Raw genomic sequence first — 23,970 nt, forward strand, 5'->3', positions numbered from 1 at the left:
CCGGCCGGCTGGAACACCGCGCCGAGGCCGCCATTACCGTCCGCGTGGTCGGAAACGTCAACGGCGTCATTAGCGTGGCCGACGAACTGGCCTGGAAGATCGACGACTCCGCGTGGCAGGCCGAATAGCCATGCCCGGCGCGGAACAGCAGGGACTTTGGCCTCAAACGGGGATGATCCCGAGCGGGGATGTTGGGGGTATGCGGCTTGATTCGTCCGGACTCGAGGTGCTCTCCCAGGACGAGTGCCTCGGCCTGCTGTCCACGGCGCCGATCGGACGGATCGTGTTCACCGACAACGCTCTCCCTGCCATCCAACCGGTCAACTTCCATCTCAACAGCCGGTCCATCGTGATCCGAACCTCGATCGGGTCGAAGCTGGCGGCCGCCACCCGGCACACCGTGGTGGCCTTCGAGGCCAACCAGTTCGACCCCGAACTGCGTACCGGCTGGTCTGTCACCACGGTGGGACGCGCGCGAGCCGTGACCGACCCGGACGAGATCGACCGGCTGACGGCGTTGCCGCTGACGGCCTGGGCACCGGGGACCCGGGACCACTACACCGTGGTGGATGCCGAGCAGGATTCGGCATCGCGATCCACTCCGAGCGTGAACTGGGTGAGATCATTGCTGCCGATGGAAAACCCGTCGAAGCGGGCCGAGAACTCGTCCGCCAACACAATGTTGGCGGGAATCTCCGCCATGACATAGACCTTCAGCCCGTCATGGCCGCGCACGAGGCGTCAGCAGCGCAGCAGGAACATGAATCCGTAGTCCATGTGTATCTGCTGGTGGCAGTGGAACAGCGACAGTCCCGGCTGGTCGGCGGTGAAGTCGAAATCGAGGCTCTGGTAGCCGCCGAGCATGACCACGTCCTTGAGCAGGCCGTGGATGGGCGTGCCAGCGATGTGGGTGACATCGAATGTGTGGCGGTGCAGGTGGAGGGGGTGGATGTCGTCGGTGGCGTTGCGGAAGCGCAGCCGGTAGCGCTTGCCGCGCTCGACCGGCAGGATCGGCCCGTTGGTGCGCATGTTGAACGCTCTGCCGTTCAGGGTCCAGATGTTGAACCCCTGGTCGGCGGCGTTGCGCTTGTCGATCACATGGTCGGGCCGCACGGTCGCGGGGCCGGGCCGAGCGAAGGTGCGATAGTCCCAGGTGAACTTGGCGGGAGTGCTCCATTGCGGGGAACCTTTGCGGCCGGCGTACTGCACCACCGTGCCCATGCCGGCGTTGCGGTCGTCGTCGGACAGATCTCCCAGCACCCACACGCCGGGATGATTCATCTCCACCAGCGCTGACACGCGTTCGGCGGTGCCGATCCACAAAACCGGCACCTCGACCGGCCGAGACACCGGGTTGCCGTCCAGCGCGACGACCCGGAAGGTGTGGCCGGGCAGAGCAAGGCTGCGGATCTCGGTGGCGCTGCCGTTGAGGACGTGCAACAGCACGCGCTGACCGGCCTTGACCTTGATCGGCTCGCCGTGGCCCAGTTTGCGGCCGTTGATGCTGAAGGCGCTGTAGCCGACCTCATAACCGTGCGGCATGCCCCGCCGCAGGGAGTCGGCCATCGCCTCCTCACCTCTCTGCCGCAGGCCCGGCACCGGGAAACCGGCCAGGAAGTCCGAGGCCATGTCGCCGCCGCTGCTGAAGACGGGCTGGAACTCTTTCAGCACCAGGAACACTTCCTGGTCGTAGGCGCCCGGGTTGGCCTTGGGTTCGATGTAGACGGGTCCCACCTGGCCGCCGTACTGGCCCTTGGACAGATCATCACGGGGCACCACGTGGGTGTGGTAGAAGCGGAAACCCGCCGGTCCGGGGGTGAACGACAGGCGCCGCATGCCATGTGCCGGAATGTACAGGGTGCCCTCCTCCGCAGACCCGTCGACGTCGGCAGGGACGATCTGACCATGCCAGTGCAGTTGTTCAGGCGTATCCGTGTCGTTGTGGACGTCGACCACGACCGGGCGGCCTTCGGTCAACCGGATCAGCGGCCCGGGAAACTGACCGTTGTAGGTCGTGGTGGAGATGATCGTGTCGGGCGCGAGCTCGACGAGCCCGGTTGCGATCCGCAGCGTGTAATCGGCCTTGCCCAACAACGTGCCCAACATTGCGAAATCAGAGGCGGTTGCGGTGGAGTCCACGGCGGAGAGTGTTTTGGTTACGCCTCCGGCAATCAGGGCCGCACCGCCCAGTTTGAGCGCATCGCGACGAGCGATCGACATGGTCTCCTCCCGCTTTTCACTCCCTTGCCACCTCGGCAGCGGCAGTTGTGCGGTGCGCTTTGCCTGCAACCCACCACATATGGAACTCTTCGCCCCCACACTACGACCGTGAGTAATCGCCGCAGGTGATAGCCCCTGGCGACCTGCCGACACTGCTGTCGAAGGGCGATATCGGTATCCGGTCCGTCTCCTGTGGCCTGAGTGCTGAAGCGAACAGGCGTGTGCGAGGCCCGACGAAGACAAAGAGGCATCCATGATCACCCGTAGCTCGTTGCGGGAATCGACGTGCTCGCCGAGGTCAGGTGAGGCTGCCTTGACGCGAGGCCCGGGGTGGTCGAAGACCCGGCGCGTGCGCCTCGGAAAGCTCTGGCAGCCGGTACGCGCCTGCTGCGGGGGTCAGAGGGATTTGGAACGGAATCCGGCGTTAACGGGGTTCCCGCTAGTCAGCGAGCCTCTGGCATCTCCCGCTTGCAGAGGAGGCTCACGCCGGATTCCGGTCGATCTCACAGCGCAACTTTGATCTACGTCGCGTGACGGTTGGTAACGATTGGTAACGGTTGTATTGTCTCGATGACGCTGTGTCTGTTGGGTCATACGTTGCGTGCATGCCTGTCGACTTCTTGAGCGACTCGGAAGCGGCGAAGTATGGCCGTTATGCCGGTCCGCCCTCCCGGGCCGAGATGGAGAAGATTTTTTTTCCTCGACAACGAGGACATGGCCCTCATCAAGGGCATCGCGGCCAGCACATCAGGTGCGGTTTCGCTCTTCAGCTCGTGACCGTTCGTTACCTGGGGTGCTTCCTGGCCGACCCGCTGGAGGTGCCGAACGAGGTCCTGGGCGTCGTCGCCGCCCGGCTGGGGATCGAGGATCCGTCCTGCGTGAAGCGTTACACGAGCTCAGCATGGCATCGCCATCCCTACCCGCATCGACCGCCGGCTCCGCCGCCGCACCCACCACGATCACCGTTGTCGCTGCCGGCCTCCTTGGCGCGCTCGGCTCGGCCATGCATGTAGCAAGCGTGATCGTCCTTCCCGGCCTCACCCATCTGGAAGCCGGCCGCCACCCGGTGGTGCTGATCGCCAACGTGCTCGGCGCGATCGCCTTCACCTGCCTGGCCATCACGCTGCCCGCCGCCCCGGCACTGGCTCGCCTGCCGCGGTGGGCGCTCTACCTGACGGCCGCCGGCTGCTGCGCGGTGGCCGGACTGATGTGGGTGCACGTCACCCGCATCCCGCACCTGCTGGGCTGGCTCACCGAAGCCCAAGCCCGGCAGGCCGTCGACCAGCCCACCCTCTACAGCTTCCTGATCAGTTTGCCCAAACAACTCCTCCTACTGGCCGGCCTCATCGGACTGGCCGTGGCCGGATGGCGTCACCGGCTGATCTCCCGCGGCACCTGCGTCCTGCTCGTCCTGGCCGGCCTGGTCTCGGCCTTCCTGGAGCCCCCGTGGCCGGGCGGCGTGCTGGCGGGCCTGGCCCTGACCTGGACAGCCCGCTCAGCCCATCCCGTATCACACAACACCGCCGTCTGAGGAGACATCATGATCCGCCTGTCATCCGTGCTGACCATCCCTGCCCTGGCCGCCGCGCTGCTGGCCGCCGCACCCGCCGCCCCGGCCGCCGCGTCCGCCGGTTCGGGCTGCTCCATCGAGCCGTACGGCGGGATCGGCGATTACTGGCGCAACCTTGGTGGCGCCGACGGCGTGTTCGGCTGCCCCAAGGGCGTGGAGTACATGGTGTCCAACAGCACCGCCCGCCGCCAGAGCTTCGCCGGCGGCCAGATCGCCTGGACTCCCGACCAGGGACACAGCATGATCATCGCCGCCTACCACAAGGGTGAGACCGCCTACTTCCGGTGGGGGCCCACCAACCCGTTCCACTACGACTACTTCAAGGTCGCCGTGCGTTCCTCGCACATCGCCAACGGCGTCTTCACTTACCGCAACGGTCCCCGCACCCGCGGCGCGGTCTCCTACTACGGCCCCGGCCGCTACACCTTCCGGGTCCGCGGCTGCACCGACCGGCTCATCGGCGACATCTGCCGCCGGGACTGGACCGTCTCGGTCACCACCGACTTCTAGCCACCACCACTCATGACCGTCCTTGTCTGAAAGAGCTTCGATGCGCAAGCACACCACGACCGTGTTACTGATCGCCGCCGGGCTGATGGCCGGCGCCGTCCCAGCGGAGGCGGCAACCCGCCCGACGGCCTCCGCCGCGTCGGCCGCAGCCGAATGCACGTTCGCCGACATGACCGTTCAGCCATGCACCCAGGTGGTCAGGGTGAACAGCGGGAGCGGTGGCTCCGGAGAGATGACAGGCGATGGCGATGGCCGCGGTCGGCTTTGGCTCGGTGGGCTGAAGGCGCATTGCGTCGTAGGCTCTGATCGGCTGGGATGGATGCCATGGCGGACACCCCGCGTTCTGTCCAGGATGTGCTGAAGCGGCGGCAGCGGGCCACCTTCGTGGGGCGGGCCGGTGAGCTGGCCCTCTTCAGGGAGAACCTGGACCTGCCGCTGGACGATGAGCGGCGGATGCTGCTGTTCAACGTGCACGGCGATGGCGGCATGGGCAAGACCTTCCTGCTGGACCGGATGGCTGAGGCGGCCAGCGAGTGCGGCTGGCTGACGGCGCGCGCCGACGAGTCCGCCTACACGGTCGTGGAGGCCATGGCCGCGATCGTCGACCAGCTCGACCGGTGGGGGGCGCGGCTGAAGCAGTTCGCCAGGCTGCACGCGGCCTACCTCAAGAGCGTTCAGGGGGAGGCAGGCGACGGGGCCGCCGACGTCGTCACCAAGGCCGCGACCAGGATGGCGACGGGCGTGGTCGAGGCGCTGGTCCCCGGCTCTGGCATGGTCACCCGCGCGATCGACGCAGAGCAGGTCAACCAGCTGCGGGTCGCGGCCGCCGACAAGATCCGCCGGCGTGACGACGCGCGGATCACTGCCGCTCCTGAGCGCGAGCTTACCCGCGCCTTCCTGGAAGGGCTGCGCGAGCTTGACAAGCCGGTGGCGCTGTTCTTCGACACCTATGAGCGCACAGGAAAGTACTTGGACGGCTGGCTGCGTGCGCTCTATGACGGCCAGCACGGCGCCGTGCCGCTGGACCTGGTCGTCATCGTTGCGGGCCGCGACCCGCTCGACCCGCACCGATGGGCGCCCTACCTGAGCGTGGTGGCCGGCGTCTCCCTCACCCGCTTCACCGACATCGAGGTTCGGCAGCTGCTGGCCTACAAGGCCGTGGTGGACGAGGCGGTCATCGAGGCGATTCTGGCCGTCTCCGGCGGGCTGCCGCTGGCTGTGGCCACGCTCGCCACGCATCCCCCGACCGCGCCGGAGGCGATCAGCGACCCGTCGGGCGGCCTGGTCGACCGATTCCTGCAGTGGGAGCAGGACCCGGGCAGGAGGGCCTTCGCGCTGGCCGCTGCGTTGGCCCGGCAGCTCGACGAGGATGTGGTGGCGGTGCTGGCCGGACAGGGCGAGGGGGCCGCGCATTATGAGTGGCTGCGCGGCCAGAGCTTCGTCTCGCAGGCCGGTGGTCGGCTGCGATACCACGACGTGGTTCGCGAGCCGATGGTCAGGCTCAGCCGGCAGCGGTCGCCGCGGCGCTGGCGCGAGCTGCATGACCGGCTCGCGCAGGTGCACGGCCAGCGGCTCGACGCGCTGGGCTTGGATGAGGTGAGCGGGTGGGCCGATCCACGCTGGGTGGAGCCGACACTGGAGTGCATGTATCACCGGGCGTGTGCGGACCCGGCCGGGCGGCTGCCCGAGGTGTTGCAGACCGGGACGCGCGCGTGCATGGGCGGGATCGCGCCGCCGCGCCGCTGGCGCGAGGCGGTCGCCGCCGCAGGGAGCGACACGGGCGATCCGCGGCTGCGCCGGTTGGCCGATGATCTGGTGCCGGCGTCGGATGTGACGGAGTTCGCCGAGATCCTCATGCGCCAGCCGGAGCTACCGGCCGACGCCCTGAGTTTCGCGTACTGCGTGCGCGGCAACGAGCATCGGATCGCCGAGCGGCTCGATGCGGCGCTCGCCGACTTCGACACGGCATGCACGCTCACCCCTGCCTCTGTGGACGCGCTTGGCGGCCGGGGCACGGTCTACTACGCGATGGAACGCCTTCAGGAGTCGCTGGCCGACCTGTCCGCAGCGCTGGATCTCGAACCCAGCTACACCTGGGCGCGGTCCAAGCGTGGCGACGTGCTGTACGACCTGGGGCGGTACGCCGAGGCGGTGGACGACTACACCCAGTGCCTCGCCCAGCACGAGAACGTCTGGGACTTAGGCCTGCGTGGAAACAGCTATCGACTCCTCGGACGCCATGACCAGGCGCTGGCCGATCTGACGCGGGCCATCGAGCTAGCCCCCGGGGATAGCTGGGACCTGGCCCGCCGCAGCGAAACCTACCGGGCACTCGGACGGCCGCATGACGCGCTGGCCGACCTCGAGGCCGCCATCGCCATCAATCCCGGGTACGCCTGGGCTCTGAGGACCCGCGGTGAGATTCTCAGCGGGTTGGGGCGCTACGACGAGGCGGTGGCAGCGCTGGGTCAGGCTCTTGAGGTGGCGCCCGCGGATGCGCAGACGCTGGCGCTGCGGGGGGAGGCTAATCGGGAGCTGGGGCGCCTGGACGAGGCCGGGCCGGACTTCGATCAGGCAATCGTGATCGCGCCTGACTACGCGTGGGCACTGGCGCGACGCGCTGACCTGCATCGTCAGCAAGAGCGATGGGAGGAGGCGCTGGCTGACGCCACACGAGCCATCGATCTGGCACCAGGTGACCTGTATGCCGGCCTGGTACGGGGCCTGACCCATCAGGCGTTGGATTGTAACGTCGAGGCCATCGCCGACTTGACGCGGGTGATCGAGCAGGATCCTGGCTACGTGCAAGCGCTGGTAGCCCGCGGCCACAGTCTTGAGGCTCTCGGCCGCTACACGGAAGCGGTCGCTGACCTGACGCGGGCCATCGATCTGGACCTCGGCAACGGCGAGGCGTGGACAGCACGGGGGCGCGCCTTCCTCTTCTTGGAGGAGCACCACAAGGCGATCGCCGACGTGACGCGGGCCATCGACCTGAACCCCCAAGATTTCCGGCCGTGGGTCTTGCGCGGCGATGGCAAAAAGGCGCTCGGGCAGATGGCGGAAGCGCTGGCTGATCTCGACCGCGGGCTCGAACTCGCAACCGTCCCCTATGGGCTTACGCTGCGCGGCGAGATCTATCGCATGCTGGGACGCCGCGAGGAAGCGATCGCGGACCTCAACCGGGCGATCGACTTGGATCCTGAGAGCACCCTGGCCTTGGGTTACCGCGGTGAACTCCACAAGGATCTGCGGCGCTACGACGCGGCGCTGGCCGACTTCGACCGCGCCCTCGCCCTCGACCCCGCCTATCTCTGGGCGCTGACCGGACGTGGTGACACCTACCGCAAAGTGGGACGCTGGGAGGAGGCCCTGGCCGATCTCAACGACGCCCTGGACCGCGTACCCGATGACACCGACGGCCTGATCTCGCGCGGGATTGTCCTTCACGGACTCGGCCGGTATGAGGAAGCATTGGCCGATCTCGACCGTGCCGTCGCCCTGGTACCTGATTCGGGATGGGCCTTGACATGTCGCGGTGACGTCTATCACAGCCAGGGCCGTTACCAGGAAGCGCTGGTCGACGCCACGCGAGCGATCGAGCTGGCACCGGAAGGTCTGTATGCCTTCGTGGTACGCGGCCTGGCCTATCGGGCGTTGGACCGGCACGCCGAGGCCGTCGCCGACCTGACGCGGGCGATTGAGCTGGACCCTGGCCACGTGCAGGCGCTGGCCGCTCGCGGCGACAGTCTCGAAAAGCTCGACCGCTGCGCCGAAGCCGTTGCTGACCTGACGCGGGCCATCGACATGGATCCCGACAACGGCGAGGCCAGGACGGCACGCGGGAGCGCCTTCCTCACCCTGGGGGAGCACAACAAGGCGATCGCCGACTTCACAAGGGCTGTCGAACTGAATCCCGCGGATGTGACAAAAGCGCTGGCCGGCCTCGACCGCATCCGCGAACACGCTCCCGACCACGCCGACGGCCTGATCGCGCGCGGCACTGTCCTTCACGGACTCGGCCGGTATGAGGAAGCATTGGCCGATCTCGACCGTGCCGTCACCCTGGTACCTGATTCGGCATGGGCCTTGACATGTCGCGGTGACGTCTATCACAGCCAAGGCCGTTACCAGGAAGCGCTGGTGGACTTCGACCGCGCGCTCGAGCTCGACCCCGCAAACACGGTGACCCGGTTCATCCGTGGCAGGGCCCACTACGCTCTGGGCCATTTCGAGGAAGCCGCCGCCGACTACGAGCTGGTGCCCGACGACGCCGACAGCTGCGTCGGCCGCGGTGCGTCCCTGCTCACGCTCGAGCGTCACGCCGAGGCACGCGAGGTGCTGACTCGCGCTATCGAGCTCACGCCGGACCAGGAGCTGCCCTTCGCCCTGCGCGGCGTCACCAACCACGCATTACGACGCTATGAGGAGGCGCTGGCGGATCTGGACAGGGCTGTGGAGCTTGCGCCCGGCGACGCATGGAACCTCGCCAGGCGGGCCGCCGTCCACCGCGCTGTGGGCGACCTAGGCAAGGCGCTCGCCGATTTCGACGCGGCCACTGAGATCTCCCCCTGTGACGAGTTGCTCGAGCTTGAGCGGCGAATGACGGATTCGGAATCGGCCGCCCGCCGCCAGGTGGTGGTGGACCTGGACGCCACCGAGCAGGCGTGGGCCGAGCCGGTCAGAGATTGGCTGATCTCCACCGGAGTCGTCACCGCCGATGCGGTGTCGTGCGAGGTGTCCTCCGAGCTGGCAATCGACCAGATCTGTGTTCCGGAGCTGCTCGATGCGATGACCTGCCCGAGATGCGAGCACCGGATCGCGATGCGCGCGGACGGGGTGGCGACGCCCGCGTGGGACGACTTCGTGCGGCCGTTCTACCTCGCGCAACGGTGGTGGCCCCCGCGCCCGGCCTGCACGTCCTGCGGCGAGCATGTCCCCGTGCACGAGTGGCTCGGCGACACGCGATGGATCCGCGCCCATCTCATGATGTCCTTCTGGGACCAGCCGCCACTGACTCCGGAGTTCCTTCAGGACCTGTCGGCTCACCTGGGCGGCCACCGCCTGCTCGTCATCGAGTGAGGCTCCTGACGCAAGCGGCCGCTTCTGCGGTAGATAGTCATTCCCGTCGCCGCCTGGCCACGGCCGAGCCACCATGGAGCGCCGGACCGCCGCCCTGCGTGCCTGATCACGGCGCACCTCGCGGACGCGCGCCTCCTGCTGCTGCTGGAATGCAATGCCGGTGGTGATTGCGCCTGGGCCTGAGCTCGACTGCCATGGCTCGCCTGCGAGAAGCATCCGCAGGCAGCCCGTCCTGGAGGGCTGATGTTGGTCCGCGGTTCCTGCGGCAACTGCATGCCCACAGTTCCAAAGCATCAAGATCGCGAACCAGTGACCACGACAAATAGCGATCCCAAAATCACGACGTCGAACGATCCAAGTCACAACCGCTACCTCAACGGCCCGGTGACGCCCTCGGCAGCCGAGGAGGAGGGCTGGAAGGGCACCATCGTCACCCTTCCCGGCATGGTCACCCGGATCGTCCTGCGCTTGGATGAACCCCGCCCATCGACGGCATCGCCGGCACCCGCACCGTCTTCCCCATCACCTACATCCAGCACTGCCACATGCTGGAACACGAGGACAACGAGATCATGCGCCCCTGGTAGATCATCTCGTAACACCGGTGGGCGCCATCAAGGGGTATCTGGAAATCGCTGCGGTTCGCCAACGTGCCAGCGGCCCCAATGATTGCTACGTGCCGCTGGTGAGCACGAACCCGAGCGCTCGGAGACACAGGCGCACTGAGGCAGTCCCACGCCCAGGGGCTCAGACAGTCCCCGGCGGCCAGTCCGCTTCGGGCAGCACCTCACGCGCCAGCTCCAGCAGCGCCCTGCGGTCTTCGGCCAGCGCCGCCACCCCCGCCTCGGTGGCCCGGTAGACCCGCCGCACTCGGCCCTCAACCACCTCCTGCCGCGAGGACAGCAATCCGTCGGCCTCCAGCCGGTGCCGCTAGCGTCGGATACAGCGTGCCGGGACTGATCGCATAGCCATGCCGCTTGAGCTCCTCGGTCATCCACGCCCCGTGAATGTCCTGCTCGGCGGCATGGTGCAGGATGTGCGGCCGCACCGCCCCGCGCTGGAACTCCCTCATCCCCGCCCCCTATCCCCATTCGGGTCCCAGCACATGACGAAACCGATATCGGCCACCGATGCTAGGCCTCCCCCATGGAACGGCGCGGTCACTCGTTGTTTGAGCAGTGCAGGGCCGGGCGAGCAGCGAGCTGGGCGCACATGCGGCCCACAGACGTACTGTCACATTTGCATCGCGTCCGACTACCGTGATCGGTCTCGTTCGACGGACCCGGTGGCGGTGTCGACCTGCATGCCACAGGCCGGATCGGCTGCCTGCTCCGGTTCACTCCCGGTCTCGACGGTGGCGGCCAGACCGGCCGGGATCTGCGGCGTAGGGGGCAGGCCCGGCGGGGTGAAGCGGCGCAGCCGGTTGGCGTTGCCGACGACCGACAGTGAGGACAGGGCCATCGCGCCGGCGGCGATGATGGGCGAGAGCCGCAGTCCCAGGAACGGATACAGGACGCCAGCCGCGATGGGAATGCCGACCACGTTGTAGACGAAGGCCAGGAACAGGTTCTGGCGGATGTTGCGCATGGTGGCGCGGGAAAGCCGGACTGCGGTGACGATGCCCTCCAGCGCCCCGGAGATCAGGGTGACATCCGATGCCTCGATCGCTACGTCGGTGCCGGTGCCGATGGCGAAGCCGACGTCGGCCTGGGCGAGGGCGGGCGCGTCGTTGACGCCGTCGCCCACCATGCCGACCCGGCGGCCCTCGCCCTGCAGCCGGGCGATCTCGGCGGCCTTGCGCTCGGGGAGCACCTCGGCCAGCACACGGGTGATGCCGACCTGGCGGGCGATGGCCTCGGCGGTGCGCCGGTTGTCGCCGGTGATCATCACGACGTTCAGGCCGAGCCGCTGGAGCGCGGCCACGGCGTCGCGGGAGTCGCCCTTGACGGTGTCGGCGACGCCGAGCACCCCGGCGGGCTCGCCGCCGACGGCGACCATGATTGGGGTACGGCCCGCTGCGGCGAGCCGGTCCGTGGTCGCCTCCAGAGGCGCCACCTCGACCCCTTCAGCGGACAGCAGCCGGTGGCCGCCGATCAGCACGCGGTGGCCCTCAACGGTGGCGGAGACGCCTTGGCCGGTCACCGACCCGAAGCCGGAGGGATCGGTCAGAACCAGACCGCGTTCGGCCGCGCCGGTGACCACCGCTTGGCCGAGCGGGTGCTCGGAGAGGCGTTCGGCGGAGGCGGCCAATCGGAGCAGGTCGTTCTCGGTCCGGGCGCCGGCGGGGAGCACGTCGGTCAATGCGGGCCGGCCGCAGGTGATGGTACCGGTCTTGTCCAGGACGATCGTGTCGAGCCGGTGCGCTCTCTCCAGCGCGGCGGCGTCGCGGATCAGGATGCCGGCTTGGGCGCCCTTGCCGGTGCCCACCATAATCGACAGCGGGGTGGCCAGGCCGAGCGCGCAGGGGCAGGCGATGATGAGCACCGCGACCGCCGCCACCAGGGCGAGCGTGAACGCGGGTGCCGGCCCGGCGACGTACCAGAGCGCGAACGTGACCACAGCGATGGCCATGACCGCCGGGACGAAGTAGCCGGACACCAGGTCGGCCAGGCGCTGAATGGGCGCCCTGGACGCCTGCGCCGCCTGCACCAGGCGGATGATCTGGGCCAGCACCGTCTGGGCGCCGACCTTCTCGGCTCGGAAAGCGAAGGCGCCGGTCTGGTTGACGGTCGCGCCCACCACCTGGTCGCCGGGCTCCTTCTCCACCGGGATGGACTCGCCGGTGACCATGGACTCATCCAGCGTCGAGCGGCCCTGGGCGATCACGCCGTCCACCGGAACCTTCTCGCCAGGCCGGACGATCACCAGGTCGCCGGGCAGGACCTCGGCGATGGGGATCTCCCGTTCGGCGCCGCCGCGGCGCACGTGGGCGGTCCTGGCCTGCAGCCCGATCAGCTTGCGGATCGCCTCGCCAGTGCCGGCCTTGGCGCGGGCCTCCAGCAGGCGGCCGAGCAGGATCAGCGTCAGGATGACGCCGACGGCCTCGTAGTAGACGTCCCGCAGCGCCGGCGGCAGCAGCCCTGGGGCGACGGTGGCCAGCAGGCTGTAGCTGTAGGCGGCACTCGTGCCGAGCGTGATGAGACTGTTCATCTCGGCCGCCCGGTGGCGCAGGCTCAGCCAGCCCACCCGGTGGATGGGCCATCCGGTGTAAAACATCACCGGTGTGATCAGCACCAACTGCACCCAGCGCTCCAACAGGAACGCCGGCACCCAGGCGGCGCCGAAGAACTCGTGCGCCATCACCGCCAGCGCCACCGGTGCGGTCAGCACCGTGCCGATCAGCACCCGGCGCGACAGGTCCCGGATCTCCGCCCGCCGCTCGGCCGCCTCGGCATCGTCTCCGCCTTCCGCATTCGCGAGGTTCGGTACGCCGACACGGTCCCGGTCCGCTGTGTTCTCGGAGTGCGGGTTCACGGTCGTCTCACCATGTGCGGGCTGGTCGTCGGTGCCAGGTTCGACGATCAGGCGGCCGCGCACCATGTTCATGCCACACGCGAAGCCGTACTCGCCGGCCTCGGACGGGGTCAACTCGACAGCGGTGCGCTGGAACGCGGGCAGCACCCGGTCGACCCCGAAGTCAGGGAAGACCACGTGCGAGGTGCACTCACCGCCTTCCCTGCGGTCGAAGACCAGGCGCAGCGGAACACCCTGGCGGGCGCGGATGACGTCGGGCGAATACCCGCCCTTGACGGTGACCTCGATCTCCTGCACTCCCTCGTGCAGGTCCGCGAGATGGCTCTTTCTCGGGCCGAAGAAGTGCCAGGCGATGAAGGCGAGCAGCCCCGCTGAAACCGCAATGACCATCCAGTCGGATGCGGTCATGACGCATCGGTTCCCTTCACGTTCCGGGCTTGGCCGTGCTCAGGCATCGGGTCGTGCTCAAGCATCTGGTGGCGCTGGCGGCCGGCCTGCTCGCCGCCCATGGACCGCATCGTCATCGGCATCATCAACGGGCACGCCAGAACAAGTGCCACCAGGAGGACCGTGGTCACCGGCGCGCCGGCGAACAGCACCATGTGGTCGCATCACCTGGCCCCGTCCCGGACGTTGATCACAGGCGTTCCGCGGTCAGCCGCGAACCGGGTGGTCATGCTGGCCCCGCAGGGTGTCCAGCCGGGAGTGGTACTCGTCTGTGTCAATCTCGCCTCGTGCGTAGCGCTGCGCCAGCAACTCCTCCGCCGTCGGCAGCGGGGCAGCGGGCCCCGTGCTGGTGGTCCTGCCCACGTGACGGGCGGCCAGCGCGATCGCCGTGATCGCCAATCCCCAGAACACCACGGTGCCCAGTCCCATGAGTGCATATCCCCAGCCACCCATGCCATTGTCGCCCCACCACATCATCGTCATCACCTCGGATGCGTTCGGTTCCTTCATCCTGTGCGGGCGACCGATCGTGGACACAGAGACCTTCGTCCCTGATCCGAGAGCAATTAGTCGGAAAACGCCGAGGCCTGAGCCGAAGCAATACACAAACGACGACGGGTGACGCGTTCTCGTGGGCGCGCCGGGATAGCCCCGGCCGATCCTGCGGTGTCGCCCACCTCGTCAGCGCCAGACGGACGTGGACCGCCTTGAGCCCCTGGGAGTGGTGCTCGCGTCAGCGGAGCGCGCGGCTCCCGGCAGGCAGTCCGGTCAGGGGGCCGGCGGACCTCCCATCGGCCGGTCAGAGCAGTGAGGCTACCGTGGGTGTAGGTGTCAGATCGGCGTTAGGGGGACGCATGAAGCGACACTCCATGAAGACCGGAATCACCGCGGGGGCATTGCTGGCCGCCATCACCGCAGTCTCGGGGGCCACAGCGGCGGCCATGACGTCTCCGCCGATGCCGTCCCCAAGTCCTTCTCCTACGGGTATGCAGCCGACCTGCCCGGGCATGGGGCGAATGCATCCCATCACCAGCGAGTACGACTACCTGTCGCAGATGGTGCCGCACCACGAGGATGCCATTACCGCGGCGCGGCAACTGCAGCGTTCCGAGCGGCCCGAGATGCGACGGCTCGGGCAGTCGATCGTCACGACACAGACTGCCGAGGTCGGCAAGATGAGGGGTTGGCTGGAGCGGTGGTACCGGCAGAGCCCAACGCCGAGCCCGAGCGCGACCACGATGCCCGACTTGTCGGCGCTTTCGGGAGATCAGCTCGACAAGACGTTCCTGCAGCACATGATCCCGCACCACATGATGGCGATCATGATGTCGCAGCAGCTCCTCATGCACGGTGAGGCGCAGCATCCCGAGGTCGCCGGCTTCGCCCGCACCGTGCGCAACGACCAGTGGGCGGAGGTCCGCACGATGCGGCGATACCTGGTCCAGTGGTTCGGAGAACAGAACATGCCCTGTATCCCGCGAGTGCCTGGCATGCCCGGTACGACGCCAGGGCCTCACATGCCGGACATGACGCCGGGCCCGCAAATGCCGGGAACGCCCGGCCAGTCGACGCCCACGGAGCCCTCGCCGACAGGCACCTGATTCAGCGGACACCCTGCACTCGCAGGAAGCCAACGACCGTGCTCCAGATCCCGCGCCACACCGTGGCGCTGCTCGACCGCGTACCGGGCGCCGCGTACAGGACCTTTCCAGCTGTGTCCGCCCAGCCAGGTGCCAGACGGCCTCACGCGCGGCACCCTGCGGGATGACGTGATCGAGGCGATCCAGGAGCCGGTGGTTCACCCGAGTCGCCAGCCGGTCGCGATCGATGTCGGCCGCGAGCAGGTGCACTCCGCAGGAGATGTCGAAACCGGCCCCACCCGGGGAGACCACATCGCCGATCGGGAATCCGTATCCCCAGTGCAGGTCAGGCCTGGCGTAGGAGGCACGGACGATACCTGGCAGGGCAGCCACGTTGACGATCTGCTGCAGCGCCTGGTCCTCCGGAAGCAGTTCTCGGGAGGCCGGTATGACGCCGGGCACACGCATCGACCCGTACCGCTCGATGCGGAAGCGATAGGGCGTCTCCTCAACGAGTTGTATTGTGTGCCCAACTTTCGCCCCAATGGCGCAGATGCGATGAGGCTCTTCTCAAGAGCCATGTGTGCATGGCCCGGCGCTGGCGGAGACAGCGCCGGAAGCTCTCATCCCACGCGCGTCCTGCTGAAATGGTCGGTGAACCAGTTTCGTGCCAGGTCGGCGACGGCTTCCAGGGCCCCGGGCTCTTCAAACAGGTGTGTGGCATCAGGGATGATCTCGAGCCGTTTCTCACAGGTCAACCGGTCTTGTGCTGCCTGATTGAGCTCGATCACCACTTCGTCGCAGCCACCCACGATCAGCAGCGTCGCCGCCCGCACCGCCGCCAGTCGCGCTCCGGCCAGATCTGGCCGTCCGCCTCGTGAGACGACAGCGGCCACCCGGCTGCCCGGTTCCGCCGCAGCCCACAGTGCGGCCGCCGCCCCGGTGCTGGCTCCGAAATAGCCAACCGGTAGCACCGCGGCCCAAGGCTGATCACTCAGCCAGTTCGTCACCTGCGCGAGCCTTCCGGCCAGCAACTCGATGTCGAACACGTTGCCGCGGTCGTACTCCTCCTCGACCGTGAGCAGGTCGAAGAGCAAAGTACCCAGACCCGCACGGTTGAGTACCGAAGCCACGTACCGGTTACGAGGACTGTGCCGGCTGCTACCACTACCGTGCACGAAGATCACTATCCCTTGGGCCCCCTGCGGAATGACGAGCTGCCCCGGCAGCCGGACATGACCCGCATTTACTGTCACCTCGTCGGCAGGCTCCGGCGGATCAGATTTCACCGCGTGCTCTTTCCCGGGCACTGCGCCCTTGGCGGCTGGAGGTGCGGCCCGCTGCAGCAGCTCGACCACCCGTTCGTCGGCGCTCTGGGTGAAGTCGACGTACCAGGTGCCAATGCCCCAAAGAACGGTGGGTGTCTCCAAACAGATCACCTCGTCGGCGTCCTCACGCAGGCTCGCGATCGTGTCCGGCGTTCCGACGGGGACCGCCAAGATCACTCGTGCGGCCCCGCGTGCACGGGCCACCTGGCAGGCGGCGCGAGCGCTGCTGCCCGTGGCGATCCCGTCGTCCACCACGACGACCGTACGGCCCGCAAGGGCGACCGGTGCGCGACCGCCCCGAAAGCGGCGAACACGGCGCAGCACCTCGGCCCGCTCGCGCTCCTCCACCTCGGACATCTCCTCGCGCGTCACATCCACCAACCGGACGACATCCGCATTGATCACACGCACGCCACCCTCTCCGACGGCACCGAATCCCAGCTCGGGCTGGAAAGGCACTCCCAGCTTGCGGACCACGATCACATCCAGCGGCGCACCCAACGCCTGGGCCACCTCGAAGGCCACAGGTATGCCCCCTCTGGGCAGCCCGAGGACGACCACATCCTCATCGGTGACGAGTCCAGCCAGCCGTTGGCCCAGACGAACACCCGCATCATGACGATCAACGAACATGACGCCTCACACCTCCCCAAGCCCTCTGCAGCGGTGAAGGAACACCCCTTACCACCATCTGGGGGTAGGAGAGTGCGGAGGTAGGGCCTAAGGTCCCTTTCCATGAATCCGCGCTGAGCCGTGGCCGCCACAACCTGCCCGCTTGGACGACTCGGCTCATCGCCCTCGCCGACGACGGCGGCTTGTAGCCGGTCGGCGCGGAACACCTCAAGAGCCATGTGAGGATCGTTGGCGTGCCTGAGCGTCACCGAATCGAGGGGTTATCGCTTGGCCGGCCGAAAAGCCCTCGTCGGCATGGCGGATGGTCGGTAAGGCAGCAGACCACGAGATGCCCGAGCAAGAGTGGCCATCCATCGCCGAACCTGTGCGAATCTTCGCCGTGGAGCGAGCTCCACCGGTCGGCATACCGGCCGGGCCCTGCCCGTGGAACGACTCGTAGACATCGATCAGCACTCGCCGCTGCCGTTTGCTGAGGGTGGCTGCCCGAGGACCGTAGATCCCAGGGCACTCGCGTCCCTCGGCAGTGGAATCTGTCTACTTCCTCTTGTTTCGCGCACACTGCCCTACGACGTGCACAAAGTTCGGCTGCCGCGCGCAAGAACCCCGCCTGGGGAGATGAGCGAGATCAAGCCCAGGCGAGGCCGTCGCCCATCCTGCCCGGGTCAAAACTGGATATGCCTCTGCCGAACCCCTCTCCATGATGCTTCACATCGGCGGCCCCGAACCGCATGATGACATCTGCGGCCTTCAACAGACCCACAGGAAGGCCGACCGGCACGATCCAGAAGCACCTTCGCCGGTTTCCTCTGGACGGTCGCCGAGGATGGGTCCAACCGGGGACGGCACTCGGGGGGATGTCGTCCCCGCACGGCTGGACTTCCCCGCCCCCGTACGGCAGCCCCTGGCACGACGCGGACCCGACAACCCGGCCCCTGTGCCACGCGGGACACACGGGGCGCGCATAACGCTACGCGTCCAATTGATTACGGCCATACAGGCCGGCGGGGTCTCCACTCCAAGGCTGTTCGGTCGCATTCCATTGCCCGACCGGACAGCCTTCCCATGTGCGCCTGGGTAATGACAAGGCGCACCAACCGACGCGCTCCACATATGGCCGGAACTGCGCGACCACCGTCAATGCCAAGACTTCACCATGCTCAATGACAGCACAGAGTCAACCCTCGGAAACTGGGGCAGCATCACTGAGCGGCTCTAAGGGGCCGCCCACTGGCCTCGGCCTTACGCCACCGTTCGGGGGAGTATCGATGGAGATGCCTGTCGTCAACACATGCCAAGCGGAAGCGTGCGCGTACAACACCGACCGCCGCTGCCACGCACTGGCCATCACCATAGGTGACGTCGGTCATGCTCACTGCGACACCTTCTTCAGCGCTCCGTCCAAAGGAGGCGATCCCACCACCGTAGGCCACGTCGGCGCATGCAAGATGTCCGATTGTCAGCACAACAGTCAGTTGGAATGCAAGGCCCCCAACATCACGGTCGGTTACGTGGAGAACGCGGCGGACTGCCTCACCTACTCGCCCGCCTGAGCAGCAACTCGGGCCGAGCGAGACAGCGCCAGCGAAGACTCGAGCGAACCCGCCGGCGACGTCATCGATGATGTCTTCCGGGACTCTCCGGCCGCGTCACGTACGGCGGCGGGACCGCCCGATGCTGCGTGAGCGCGTGGTGCGATCGCTCGGATGACCGAGGCAAGGTCAGGAAGTCGGACCCTGCCTATCTGGATGTCAAGAACGGCTATCGTGAGGGCACGCCGACGAGGGAACCATGCGGAAGCCAAAGCCATGCGCTTGGTGAGCCGCTCAATTCCCAGCGTTAACCCGGCCTTCCTCCACCGTATGGCAGGCCCTCGACCGCGTTCTTCAGGGTCATCGCCCTGGCCAGGCGGACCGCCTCGGCCGGCTCCGCCGACGGGGTGAGCCGCACCCCGCCCAGCGCCGGCCCCCGGGCAACGTTGTCCACCACCACGACCGCTTGCATTCGTGGCATGGGGCGCAGATCTACCACCGTCACCGGCCCAAGATTGTCGGCCACCCATCTGGTATTGATTTCATGCGTGACAGTCGCGTCCTTCCCCGGTCCGTTCTCACGTCACCGGCTGCTCTGGCACGGCGCCTCATAAGCGACTGCCTGCGATAAGCGATGATCGTTCCGCTCACGCGAAGGCGGACGTCATATTCGGGCTACTTCATGTCGAAGGCCGCGTCGCCGGGCGTGACCCAGGCCAGCTCGTAAGCCCTGTACCGACGACCTCGCATTCCCCAGCGGGCCAGGGGGCGCTGGGGACGGTCGCTGAAGCACGCCTGACGAACGGCTTCACCATGCGGGACCTCCGCCCCTGCCTGCGAGGACGCGTCCCAAGCTGGGATGAGGGCAGGGATGTCTCGAAGGGAGGAGCGGCCATGCGAGTCAAAGTTCAGGACATCATGACCACCGAGGTCGCCTCGGTCAACGGCAGCACGCCGTTCAAGGACATCGCCGAAGTGCTCATAGCGCACGGCGTCAGCGCCGTGCCGGTGGTTGATGCTGAGAACCACGTTCTGGGTGTGGTGTCTGAGGCGGATCTGCTGCGCAAGGAGGAATTTCGCGAGGCTTACTACGCGGAGGGCTACAAACCACCGCTGCGCGCCCGCCTGCGCCACCGCCTGTCCGAAGAAGGACCCGACCTCCAGCGCAAGGCCACTGGGAACACGGCAGCGCAGCTGATGACCGCGCCCGCCGTGACCGTGCCCGCCACCGCCTCGGCCGTGATGGCCGCCCGCCGGATGGACGAGCACGGCATCAAACGCCTGATCGTCGTCGACGACGACGGCACGCTGCAAGGCGTCGTCAGCCGACGCGACCTGCTCAAAGCGTTCGTGCGCGCCGACGCCGACATCGCGCACGAGCTCCGCGAGGACGTCCTGAATCGCTCGCTACTGGTGGAGACCGCGGACGTCAACGTCGAGGTGCATCAGGGAGTGGTGACGCTGAGCGGCTATATGGACCGCCGCAGCCGGGCGCTGCTCGCCGTACGGCTGATCGCACGCGTTGACGGAGTGGTCGATGTGATCGACCAGCTCCAGTGGAAACACGACGACGCACAGGCATGACCAGCGGGAGGAGCGGTATGGGGTCGCCGAAGCTGACCTTCCTCGGCGGCGTCGGCACCGTGACGGGGAGCAAGTCCCTGCTCGAACTGCCTGACGGGAACCGTGTGCTGCTCGACTGCGGGCTGTTCCAGGGCCAGCGGGAGCTGCGGCGCAGGAACTGGGCCACGTTCCCGGTCCCGGCGGCGTCGGTGTCGGCGGTGGTGCTCAGTCACGCGCATGTGGATCACTGCGGTTATCTGCCCGCGCTGGTGCGGCAGGGTTTCAGCGGTACGGTCCGCACCACGCAGGACACGGCGCGGCTGGCGGCGATCGTGCTGCGCGACAGCGCCCGGCTGATGGCCGACGAGGCCGAACACGCCAACGCCTACGGCTGGTCCAGTCACCGTCCGGCCCTGCCGCTTTACAACGAGAAGGACGTCGAGAAGACCCTGGAGCTGTTCGTACCCCTAGAGCACGAGGAGCCTGCCGAACTGGACGGCATCGGGCTCCGCCTGCACCGGGCCGGGCACATCCTCGGCTCCTCGTGGAGCGAGATCACCCTGCCCGCAGGCGCGACGCTGGTCCACACCGGAGATCTGGGTCGCGCCGCCCATCCGCTGCTCCAGCCACCGGAGCCGCTCCAGGGGGCCGACATCCTGCTCGTCGAGTCGACATACGGCAACCGCCGCCACGACGACTCCCGCACGCTGTGGAACCTGGCCGTGGCCATCAACCGGACGGTGCGCCGCGGCGGTTCGGTCCTCATCCCCGCCTTCGCCGTCGACCGTACCGAGGTCATCGTCTACCGGCTGCACGAGCTCCGGCAGAAGGGCATGATCGCCAAGGTTCCGGTCTACGTGGACAGCCCCATGGGACTGGCCGCCCGTGACGTGTACCTGCAGGCGATCGCCGCCGGCTCGCCAGAGTTGCGGCCAGGGCTCACCCGCGATGTCCTGGACCCTGGCTGGCTGCGGGAGCTGCGCACCGTCGAGGAGTCGATGAGCGTCAACGAACCCGACCAGCCGTCGATCATCATCTCAGCTTCCGGCATGGCCACCGGCGGCCGTGTCCTGCATCACCTGCGCCACCTGCTGCCGGACCCGCGCATGACCGTGCTCATCGTGGGCTTCGCTGCGCTCGGCACCCGCTCACGAGCCCTGGTGGACGGCGCCACCGCGCTCAAGATCCACGGCCGCTACGTGCCCGTACGAGCCGAGATCGTGAACCTGCCGGGATTCTCCGTGCACTCCGACGCCGACGAGACCATCGCGTGGTTGCGCGCCACCCACCGGCCGCCCCAGGTGACCTACGTCATCCACGGCGAGCCTGACGCGGCCGCCACGCTGCGGGGCAGGATCCACGACGAGCTGGGCTGGCACGCGATCGTCCCCGCTCCGGACGAGCACGTTCTGCTCTGAGTCTTTCTGGTCTGGCGGATCAAGAAGAGCCAAGTGCCGTCCTTATTGCCTCCTCGGCGCCGCAGGAAAAGGCGAAGAGTGTTGTGACGAAACGACAATAATTGCATCTGTTAAATTAAAGACATATTGGACATTGTGTATTTTGTCGGATATATGTGCTGATCGCGATGCTTCCCAAGGGTTCCACGGATGCGCATCTGTCCTGGGTGACAAGAGCAGTGCCGCGCCCGTTCGCCTCATGTATGGCGCCCCCGCAGTGGAAGTGGTGCGAGCCGAGATTTGGCGATGGGCTGCTGCGCGGCAAGCTGTGCCGCGCAGCAGCCGCTCGGCCGTGCACCGTGTACTCCCTCATGCCTGGCTGGTTCACGCCGGCCCTCCAGGTCACCGGTCGGCGTCGCGAGCTCCGAGAGGGCCTGTGCGGCGACGAGCGCTGTGGCGGCCCTCACTGAAGCTGTCGGCCGTCTTGGCGGTTCCGCCGGGCATTGCGTGTGGTCCTGGTCGACCGGCGCGATGGCCCGGCGATACAGATGCCTGTGCGTACCGAATGTTCCGAAGACGCCGTTCAAGCGGCCAAGCGCGGAGCGGGCGATCGTCGACTGCAGACGTGAATGCGGGAGACCTCGGGGCACCGGAGCGATCCTTGTCGATGGGGACCATGGACCTGCCACCGAAGGACGTAAGCCCCTGTGATACAAATGCCGGCCCTGGCAAGGGTAGGAAAGGAGAGCGCTTCCTGGGAGATGGTCCTGATGTCTCAACCCAAGCCCGATGCGGTTTCCGCAACCGAGGAGACGCATCCGCTCGAGCTCGAACTGAACCTTGTCAAGGTTCGGGTCAGCAAAGCCGAGCAGCAGATCCAAGCGTTGGCCGAAGCCACTCTCGCTCTCGCGCACGCTCTGGAAGCCAGACCGATGGAGGAGCCCGGGCAAGTACACCCCGAGCAGGCCGCGCGGCTCGCCCACGAACTTCTGCTTGCTGTCGGCTTTCACCAGAAGGGACGTGGCACGGCATGAGCAATCGACACGCCTCCGTAACGCTTGACCCCCGCGAGGTGCAGGTGGAAACACGCGGCGCCATTTCGCCCGGTGCGGTCGACGATGCCCGCGAGGTGGTGGCGGCAGCGACATCGTTCGCCCACGAGCCAGTGCTCTTTGCCCGGGTCAAGCTCAGTGCCACGGCCGATCCAGTTGTGTTCTGTCCGTGCACCGCGCAGGCGAACATCAACGTCAGCGGGCAGTTCGTCCGCGCTCAGGCGGTCGCCGAGTCCATGGACCAAGCCATCCGGCTGCTCGGCGACCGGCTCCGGGTCCGGTTGCGCCATGCTGGCAGGGGCGGGGAGAACCTGCGTGGGCGACGCCCGGAGGACGTCGACTACGAGTGGCGGCGCTCCAGTCCTCACCGTCGCCCGCTGCCCTACTCCCCCCGGATCGGAGGAGAACGCGAGATCGTCCGGCACAAGGCCTACGAGCTGACTTGGGCTACGCCCGATGAGGCGGCCTTCGACATGGAACAGTTCGACTACGACTTCTACCTGTTCACCGAGGCGGAGACCGGCCAGGACAGCGTCATCTACCACAGCCGGGACGGTTACCGGCTCGCGCAGATCGCCCCCATGCCCCACAAACTCGGCCCGGTGTCGATCCCACTCACGGTCAGCCCTGTTCCAGCACCCGTCCTCTCCGTCAGTGAAGCGGTCGAGCGTCTGGAAACCACCGGTATGCCGTTCGTCTTCTTCGCCGACGCCAGCACTGGGCGGGGCAGCCTCGCCTACCACCGTTACGGCGGCCACTACGGCCTCATCATGCCCAGCAGGTGATCAGCCGGGCCTCCTCGACGCTGGTCACGCCTGCTGTCGGAAGGTCTGCCGGCTACGGAGATCGATCACGAACTCGCCGCTGCGCACTCCGATGCACAAGCAGCCGGAGCCTTTCAAAGGTCGCCCTGCTACCTGGCCACGCCAGCCGGTCCTTCTGTGAATACCTGTGCGACCGCCTGATCAATCGAGGCACGCGGCCAGGCCCGCAGTGACCAGGAACCCGCGGCTTGGCGGCAACTTGAGCGCGTTGAGGCTGAAGGTGGCCTGGCCGGTCATGCCATGGCGCAAGTAGCTTGCGGCCATCTTGAGCTCGTACAGATCCGTCAGCAGCGCACCGCTCATAGCGCAAGTATCTGTCCGGCAGCCGGTGTGAACAGCGGCCAATCGGCCTGCTCAGGTGGGTCGAAAGTCCCAGCAAGGGCTCCGGTGTCGCGATGGTCATGGACGCTGGTCACCACCCCTAGGGACTTCCGGCCCTGTTTCCCGCCTTCGCCTGGAGCTGTGATGAAAGCAACCGGGAAGTACGAGGCGTCTTCGTACAGGAGCAGGAAAGAGTTGACCGGCCATGGGCATGACCGTAGAGGACGTGATGACGAGCAAGGTCGTCTCCGTCACCGCCACCACCCCGTTCAAGGCACTCGCCGAAACCCTCGTCAGCAACGGCGTCAGCGCCGTACCGGTCCTGGACGATGACAACCACGTGATCGACGTGGTCTCCGAAGCCGACCTGCTGTGCAAAGAGGAGTTTCGCGAGCAGTTCTACGGTGAGGGCTACCGCCCGCCTCTGCGTACCCGGCTGCGCC

At 67.3% G+C, this 23,970-nt stretch carries 21 protein-coding genes and 2 pseudogenes; 12 read left to right on the forward strand and 11 right to left on the reverse strand.

What is annotated here, in order from left to right:
* Positions 1-199: 199 nt before the first annotated feature.
* Positions 200-550: pseudogene (locus ACWEPL_RS58575) on the forward strand (pyridoxamine 5'-phosphate oxidase family protein); the annotation flags it as partial.
* A 5-nt stretch (positions 551-555) separates the two neighbouring features.
* Here ACWEPL_RS58575 and ACWEPL_RS58580 read toward each other — a convergent pair.
* Both ACWEPL_RS58580 and ACWEPL_RS58585 read right to left on the reverse strand, forming a co-directional pair.
* Positions 556-702, reverse strand: coding sequence for a putative PEP-binding protein (locus ACWEPL_RS58580; RefSeq protein ID WP_452441820.1), 147 nt, complete (start codon positions 700-702; stop codon positions 556-558).
* A gap of 39 nt (positions 703-741) precedes the next feature.
* Positions 742-2,220, reverse strand: a complete 1,479-nt coding sequence (locus tag ACWEPL_RS58585) for a multicopper oxidase family protein (protein ID WP_452441800.1) — start codon at positions 2,218-2,220, stop codon at positions 742-744.
* Positions 2,221-2,825: 605 nt separating this feature from the next.
* Here ACWEPL_RS58585 and ACWEPL_RS58590 point away from each other — a divergent pair.
* The 4 genes from ACWEPL_RS58590 to ACWEPL_RS58605 all read left to right on the forward strand — a co-directional run bounded on the left by ACWEPL_RS58590 (position 2,826) and on the right by ACWEPL_RS58605 (position 9,379).
* Positions 2,826-3,233: a DUF4158 domain-containing protein gene (locus tag ACWEPL_RS58590; RefSeq protein WP_452441801.1), complete on the forward strand. Its 408-nt coding sequence runs from the start codon at positions 2,826-2,828 to the stop codon at positions 3,231-3,233.
* A 5-nt stretch (positions 3,234-3,238) separates the two neighbouring features.
* On the forward strand, positions 3,239-3,751 hold the full coding sequence (locus ACWEPL_RS58595) for a hypothetical protein (RefSeq protein ID WP_452441802.1): 513 nt from the start codon (positions 3,239-3,241) through the stop codon (positions 3,749-3,751).
* Between the two features lie 9 nt (positions 3,752-3,760).
* Positions 3,761-4,300 carry an LGFP repeat-containing protein gene (locus tag ACWEPL_RS58600; protein WP_452441803.1) on the forward strand — a complete coding sequence of 180 codons (540 nt, stop codon included), beginning with the start codon at positions 3,761-3,763 and terminating at the stop codon, positions 4,298-4,300.
* Positions 4,301-4,624: 324 nt separating this feature from the next.
* Positions 4,625-9,379: a tetratricopeptide repeat protein gene (locus ACWEPL_RS58605; RefSeq protein WP_452441804.1), complete on the forward strand. Its 4,755-nt coding sequence runs from the start codon at positions 4,625-4,627 to the stop codon at positions 9,377-9,379.
* A 747-nt stretch (positions 9,380-10,126) separates the two neighbouring features.
* Here the strand turns inward: ACWEPL_RS58605 and ACWEPL_RS58610 are convergent.
* The 5 genes from ACWEPL_RS58610 to ACWEPL_RS58630 form a co-directional block, all read right to left on the reverse strand.
* On the reverse strand, positions 10,127-10,264 hold the full coding sequence (locus ACWEPL_RS58610) for a hypothetical protein (RefSeq protein ID WP_452441805.1): 138 nt from the start codon (positions 10,262-10,264) through the stop codon (positions 10,127-10,129).
* Positions 10,257-10,451 (reverse strand): PadR family transcriptional regulator, encoded by a 195-nt coding sequence (locus tag ACWEPL_RS58615; RefSeq protein WP_452441806.1) that lies wholly within the window; start codon positions 10,449-10,451, stop codon positions 10,257-10,259. Before ACWEPL_RS58615 ends, ACWEPL_RS58610 begins: the two co-directional genes overlap by 8 nt.
* A 182-nt stretch (positions 10,452-10,633) precedes the next feature.
* The gene (locus ACWEPL_RS58620) at positions 10,634-13,261 is read right to left on the reverse strand and encodes a heavy metal translocating P-type ATPase (RefSeq protein ID WP_452441807.1); all 2,628 of its coding nucleotides are present in this window, start codon (positions 13,259-13,261) and stop codon (positions 10,634-10,636) included.
* Positions 13,258-13,455: a hypothetical protein gene (locus ACWEPL_RS58625; RefSeq protein ID WP_452441808.1), complete on the reverse strand. Its 198-nt coding sequence runs from the start codon at positions 13,453-13,455 to the stop codon at positions 13,258-13,260. The genes ACWEPL_RS58620 and ACWEPL_RS58625 overlap by 4 nt, the downstream gene beginning before the upstream one ends.
* Positions 13,456-13,507: 52 nt before the next feature.
* Entirely contained in the window at positions 13,508-13,837 is a 330-nt protein-coding gene (locus ACWEPL_RS58630; protein WP_452441809.1) for an SHOCT domain-containing protein, read from the reverse strand.
* Between the two features lie 332 nt (positions 13,838-14,169).
* Between ACWEPL_RS58630 and ACWEPL_RS58635 the strand changes: the two genes are divergently transcribed.
* Entirely contained in the window at positions 14,170-14,901 is a 732-nt protein-coding gene (locus ACWEPL_RS58635) for a DUF305 domain-containing protein (RefSeq protein WP_452441810.1), read from the forward strand.
* A gap of 159 nt (positions 14,902-15,060) precedes the next feature.
* Here the strand turns inward: ACWEPL_RS58635 and ACWEPL_RS58640 are convergent.
* Positions 15,061-15,348: pseudogene (locus ACWEPL_RS58640) on the reverse strand (RtcB family protein); the annotation flags it as partial.
* Between the two features lie 155 nt (positions 15,349-15,503).
* Entirely contained in the window at positions 15,504-16,841 is a 1,338-nt protein-coding gene (locus ACWEPL_RS58645) for a phosphoribosyltransferase family protein (protein WP_452441811.1), read from the reverse strand.
* A 1,265-nt stretch (positions 16,842-18,106) separates the two neighbouring features.
* Here ACWEPL_RS58645 and ACWEPL_RS58650 point away from each other — a divergent pair.
* Entirely contained in the window at positions 18,107-18,391 is a 285-nt protein-coding gene (locus tag ACWEPL_RS58650; protein ID WP_452441812.1) for a DUF1540 domain-containing protein, read from the forward strand.
* Between the two features lie 286 nt (positions 18,392-18,677).
* On the opposite strand, the gene ACWEPL_RS58655 is transcribed toward ACWEPL_RS58650, so the two are convergent.
* The gene (locus ACWEPL_RS58655) at positions 18,678-18,851 is read right to left on the reverse strand and encodes a Glu/Leu/Phe/Val dehydrogenase dimerization domain-containing protein (protein WP_452441813.1); all 174 of its coding nucleotides are present in this window, start codon (positions 18,849-18,851) and stop codon (positions 18,678-18,680) included.
* 413 nt (positions 18,852-19,264) lie between these two features.
* Between ACWEPL_RS58655 and ACWEPL_RS58660 the strand changes: the two genes are divergently transcribed.
* The 4 genes from ACWEPL_RS58660 to ACWEPL_RS58675 all read left to right on the forward strand — a co-directional run bounded on the left by ACWEPL_RS58660 (position 19,265) and on the right by ACWEPL_RS58675 (position 23,167).
* The gene (locus ACWEPL_RS58660; protein ID WP_452441814.1) at positions 19,265-19,954 is read left to right on the forward strand and encodes a CBS domain-containing protein; all 690 of its coding nucleotides are present in this window, start codon (positions 19,265-19,267) and stop codon (positions 19,952-19,954) included.
* A gap of 17 nt (positions 19,955-19,971) precedes the next feature.
* The gene (locus tag ACWEPL_RS58665) at positions 19,972-21,351 is read left to right on the forward strand and encodes an MBL fold metallo-hydrolase RNA specificity domain-containing protein (protein ID WP_452441815.1); all 1,380 of its coding nucleotides are present in this window, start codon (positions 19,972-19,974) and stop codon (positions 21,349-21,351) included.
* Between the two features lie 749 nt (positions 21,352-22,100).
* Entirely contained in the window at positions 22,101-22,364 is a 264-nt protein-coding gene (locus tag ACWEPL_RS58670; RefSeq protein WP_452441816.1) for a hypothetical protein, read from the forward strand.
* Positions 22,361-23,167, forward strand: coding sequence for a sigma 54 modulation/S30EA ribosomal C-terminal domain-containing protein (locus ACWEPL_RS58675; RefSeq protein ID WP_452441817.1), 807 nt, complete (start codon positions 22,361-22,363; stop codon positions 23,165-23,167). The genes ACWEPL_RS58670 and ACWEPL_RS58675 overlap by 4 nt, the downstream gene beginning before the upstream one ends.
* A gap of 180 nt (positions 23,168-23,347) precedes the next feature.
* Here the strand turns inward: ACWEPL_RS58675 and ACWEPL_RS58680 are convergent, their stop codons facing one another.
* Positions 23,348-23,509: a hypothetical protein gene (locus ACWEPL_RS58680; RefSeq protein ID WP_452441818.1), complete on the reverse strand. Its 162-nt coding sequence runs from the start codon at positions 23,507-23,509 to the stop codon at positions 23,348-23,350.
* Between the two features lie 223 nt (positions 23,510-23,732).
* Here ACWEPL_RS58680 and ACWEPL_RS58685 point away from each other — a divergent pair.
* Positions 23,733-23,970: CBS domain-containing protein (locus ACWEPL_RS58685; RefSeq protein ID WP_452441819.1), on the forward strand; the 238-nt coding region annotated here is incomplete at its 3' end.

This window comes from Nonomuraea sp. NPDC004186 (assembly GCF_053603495.1).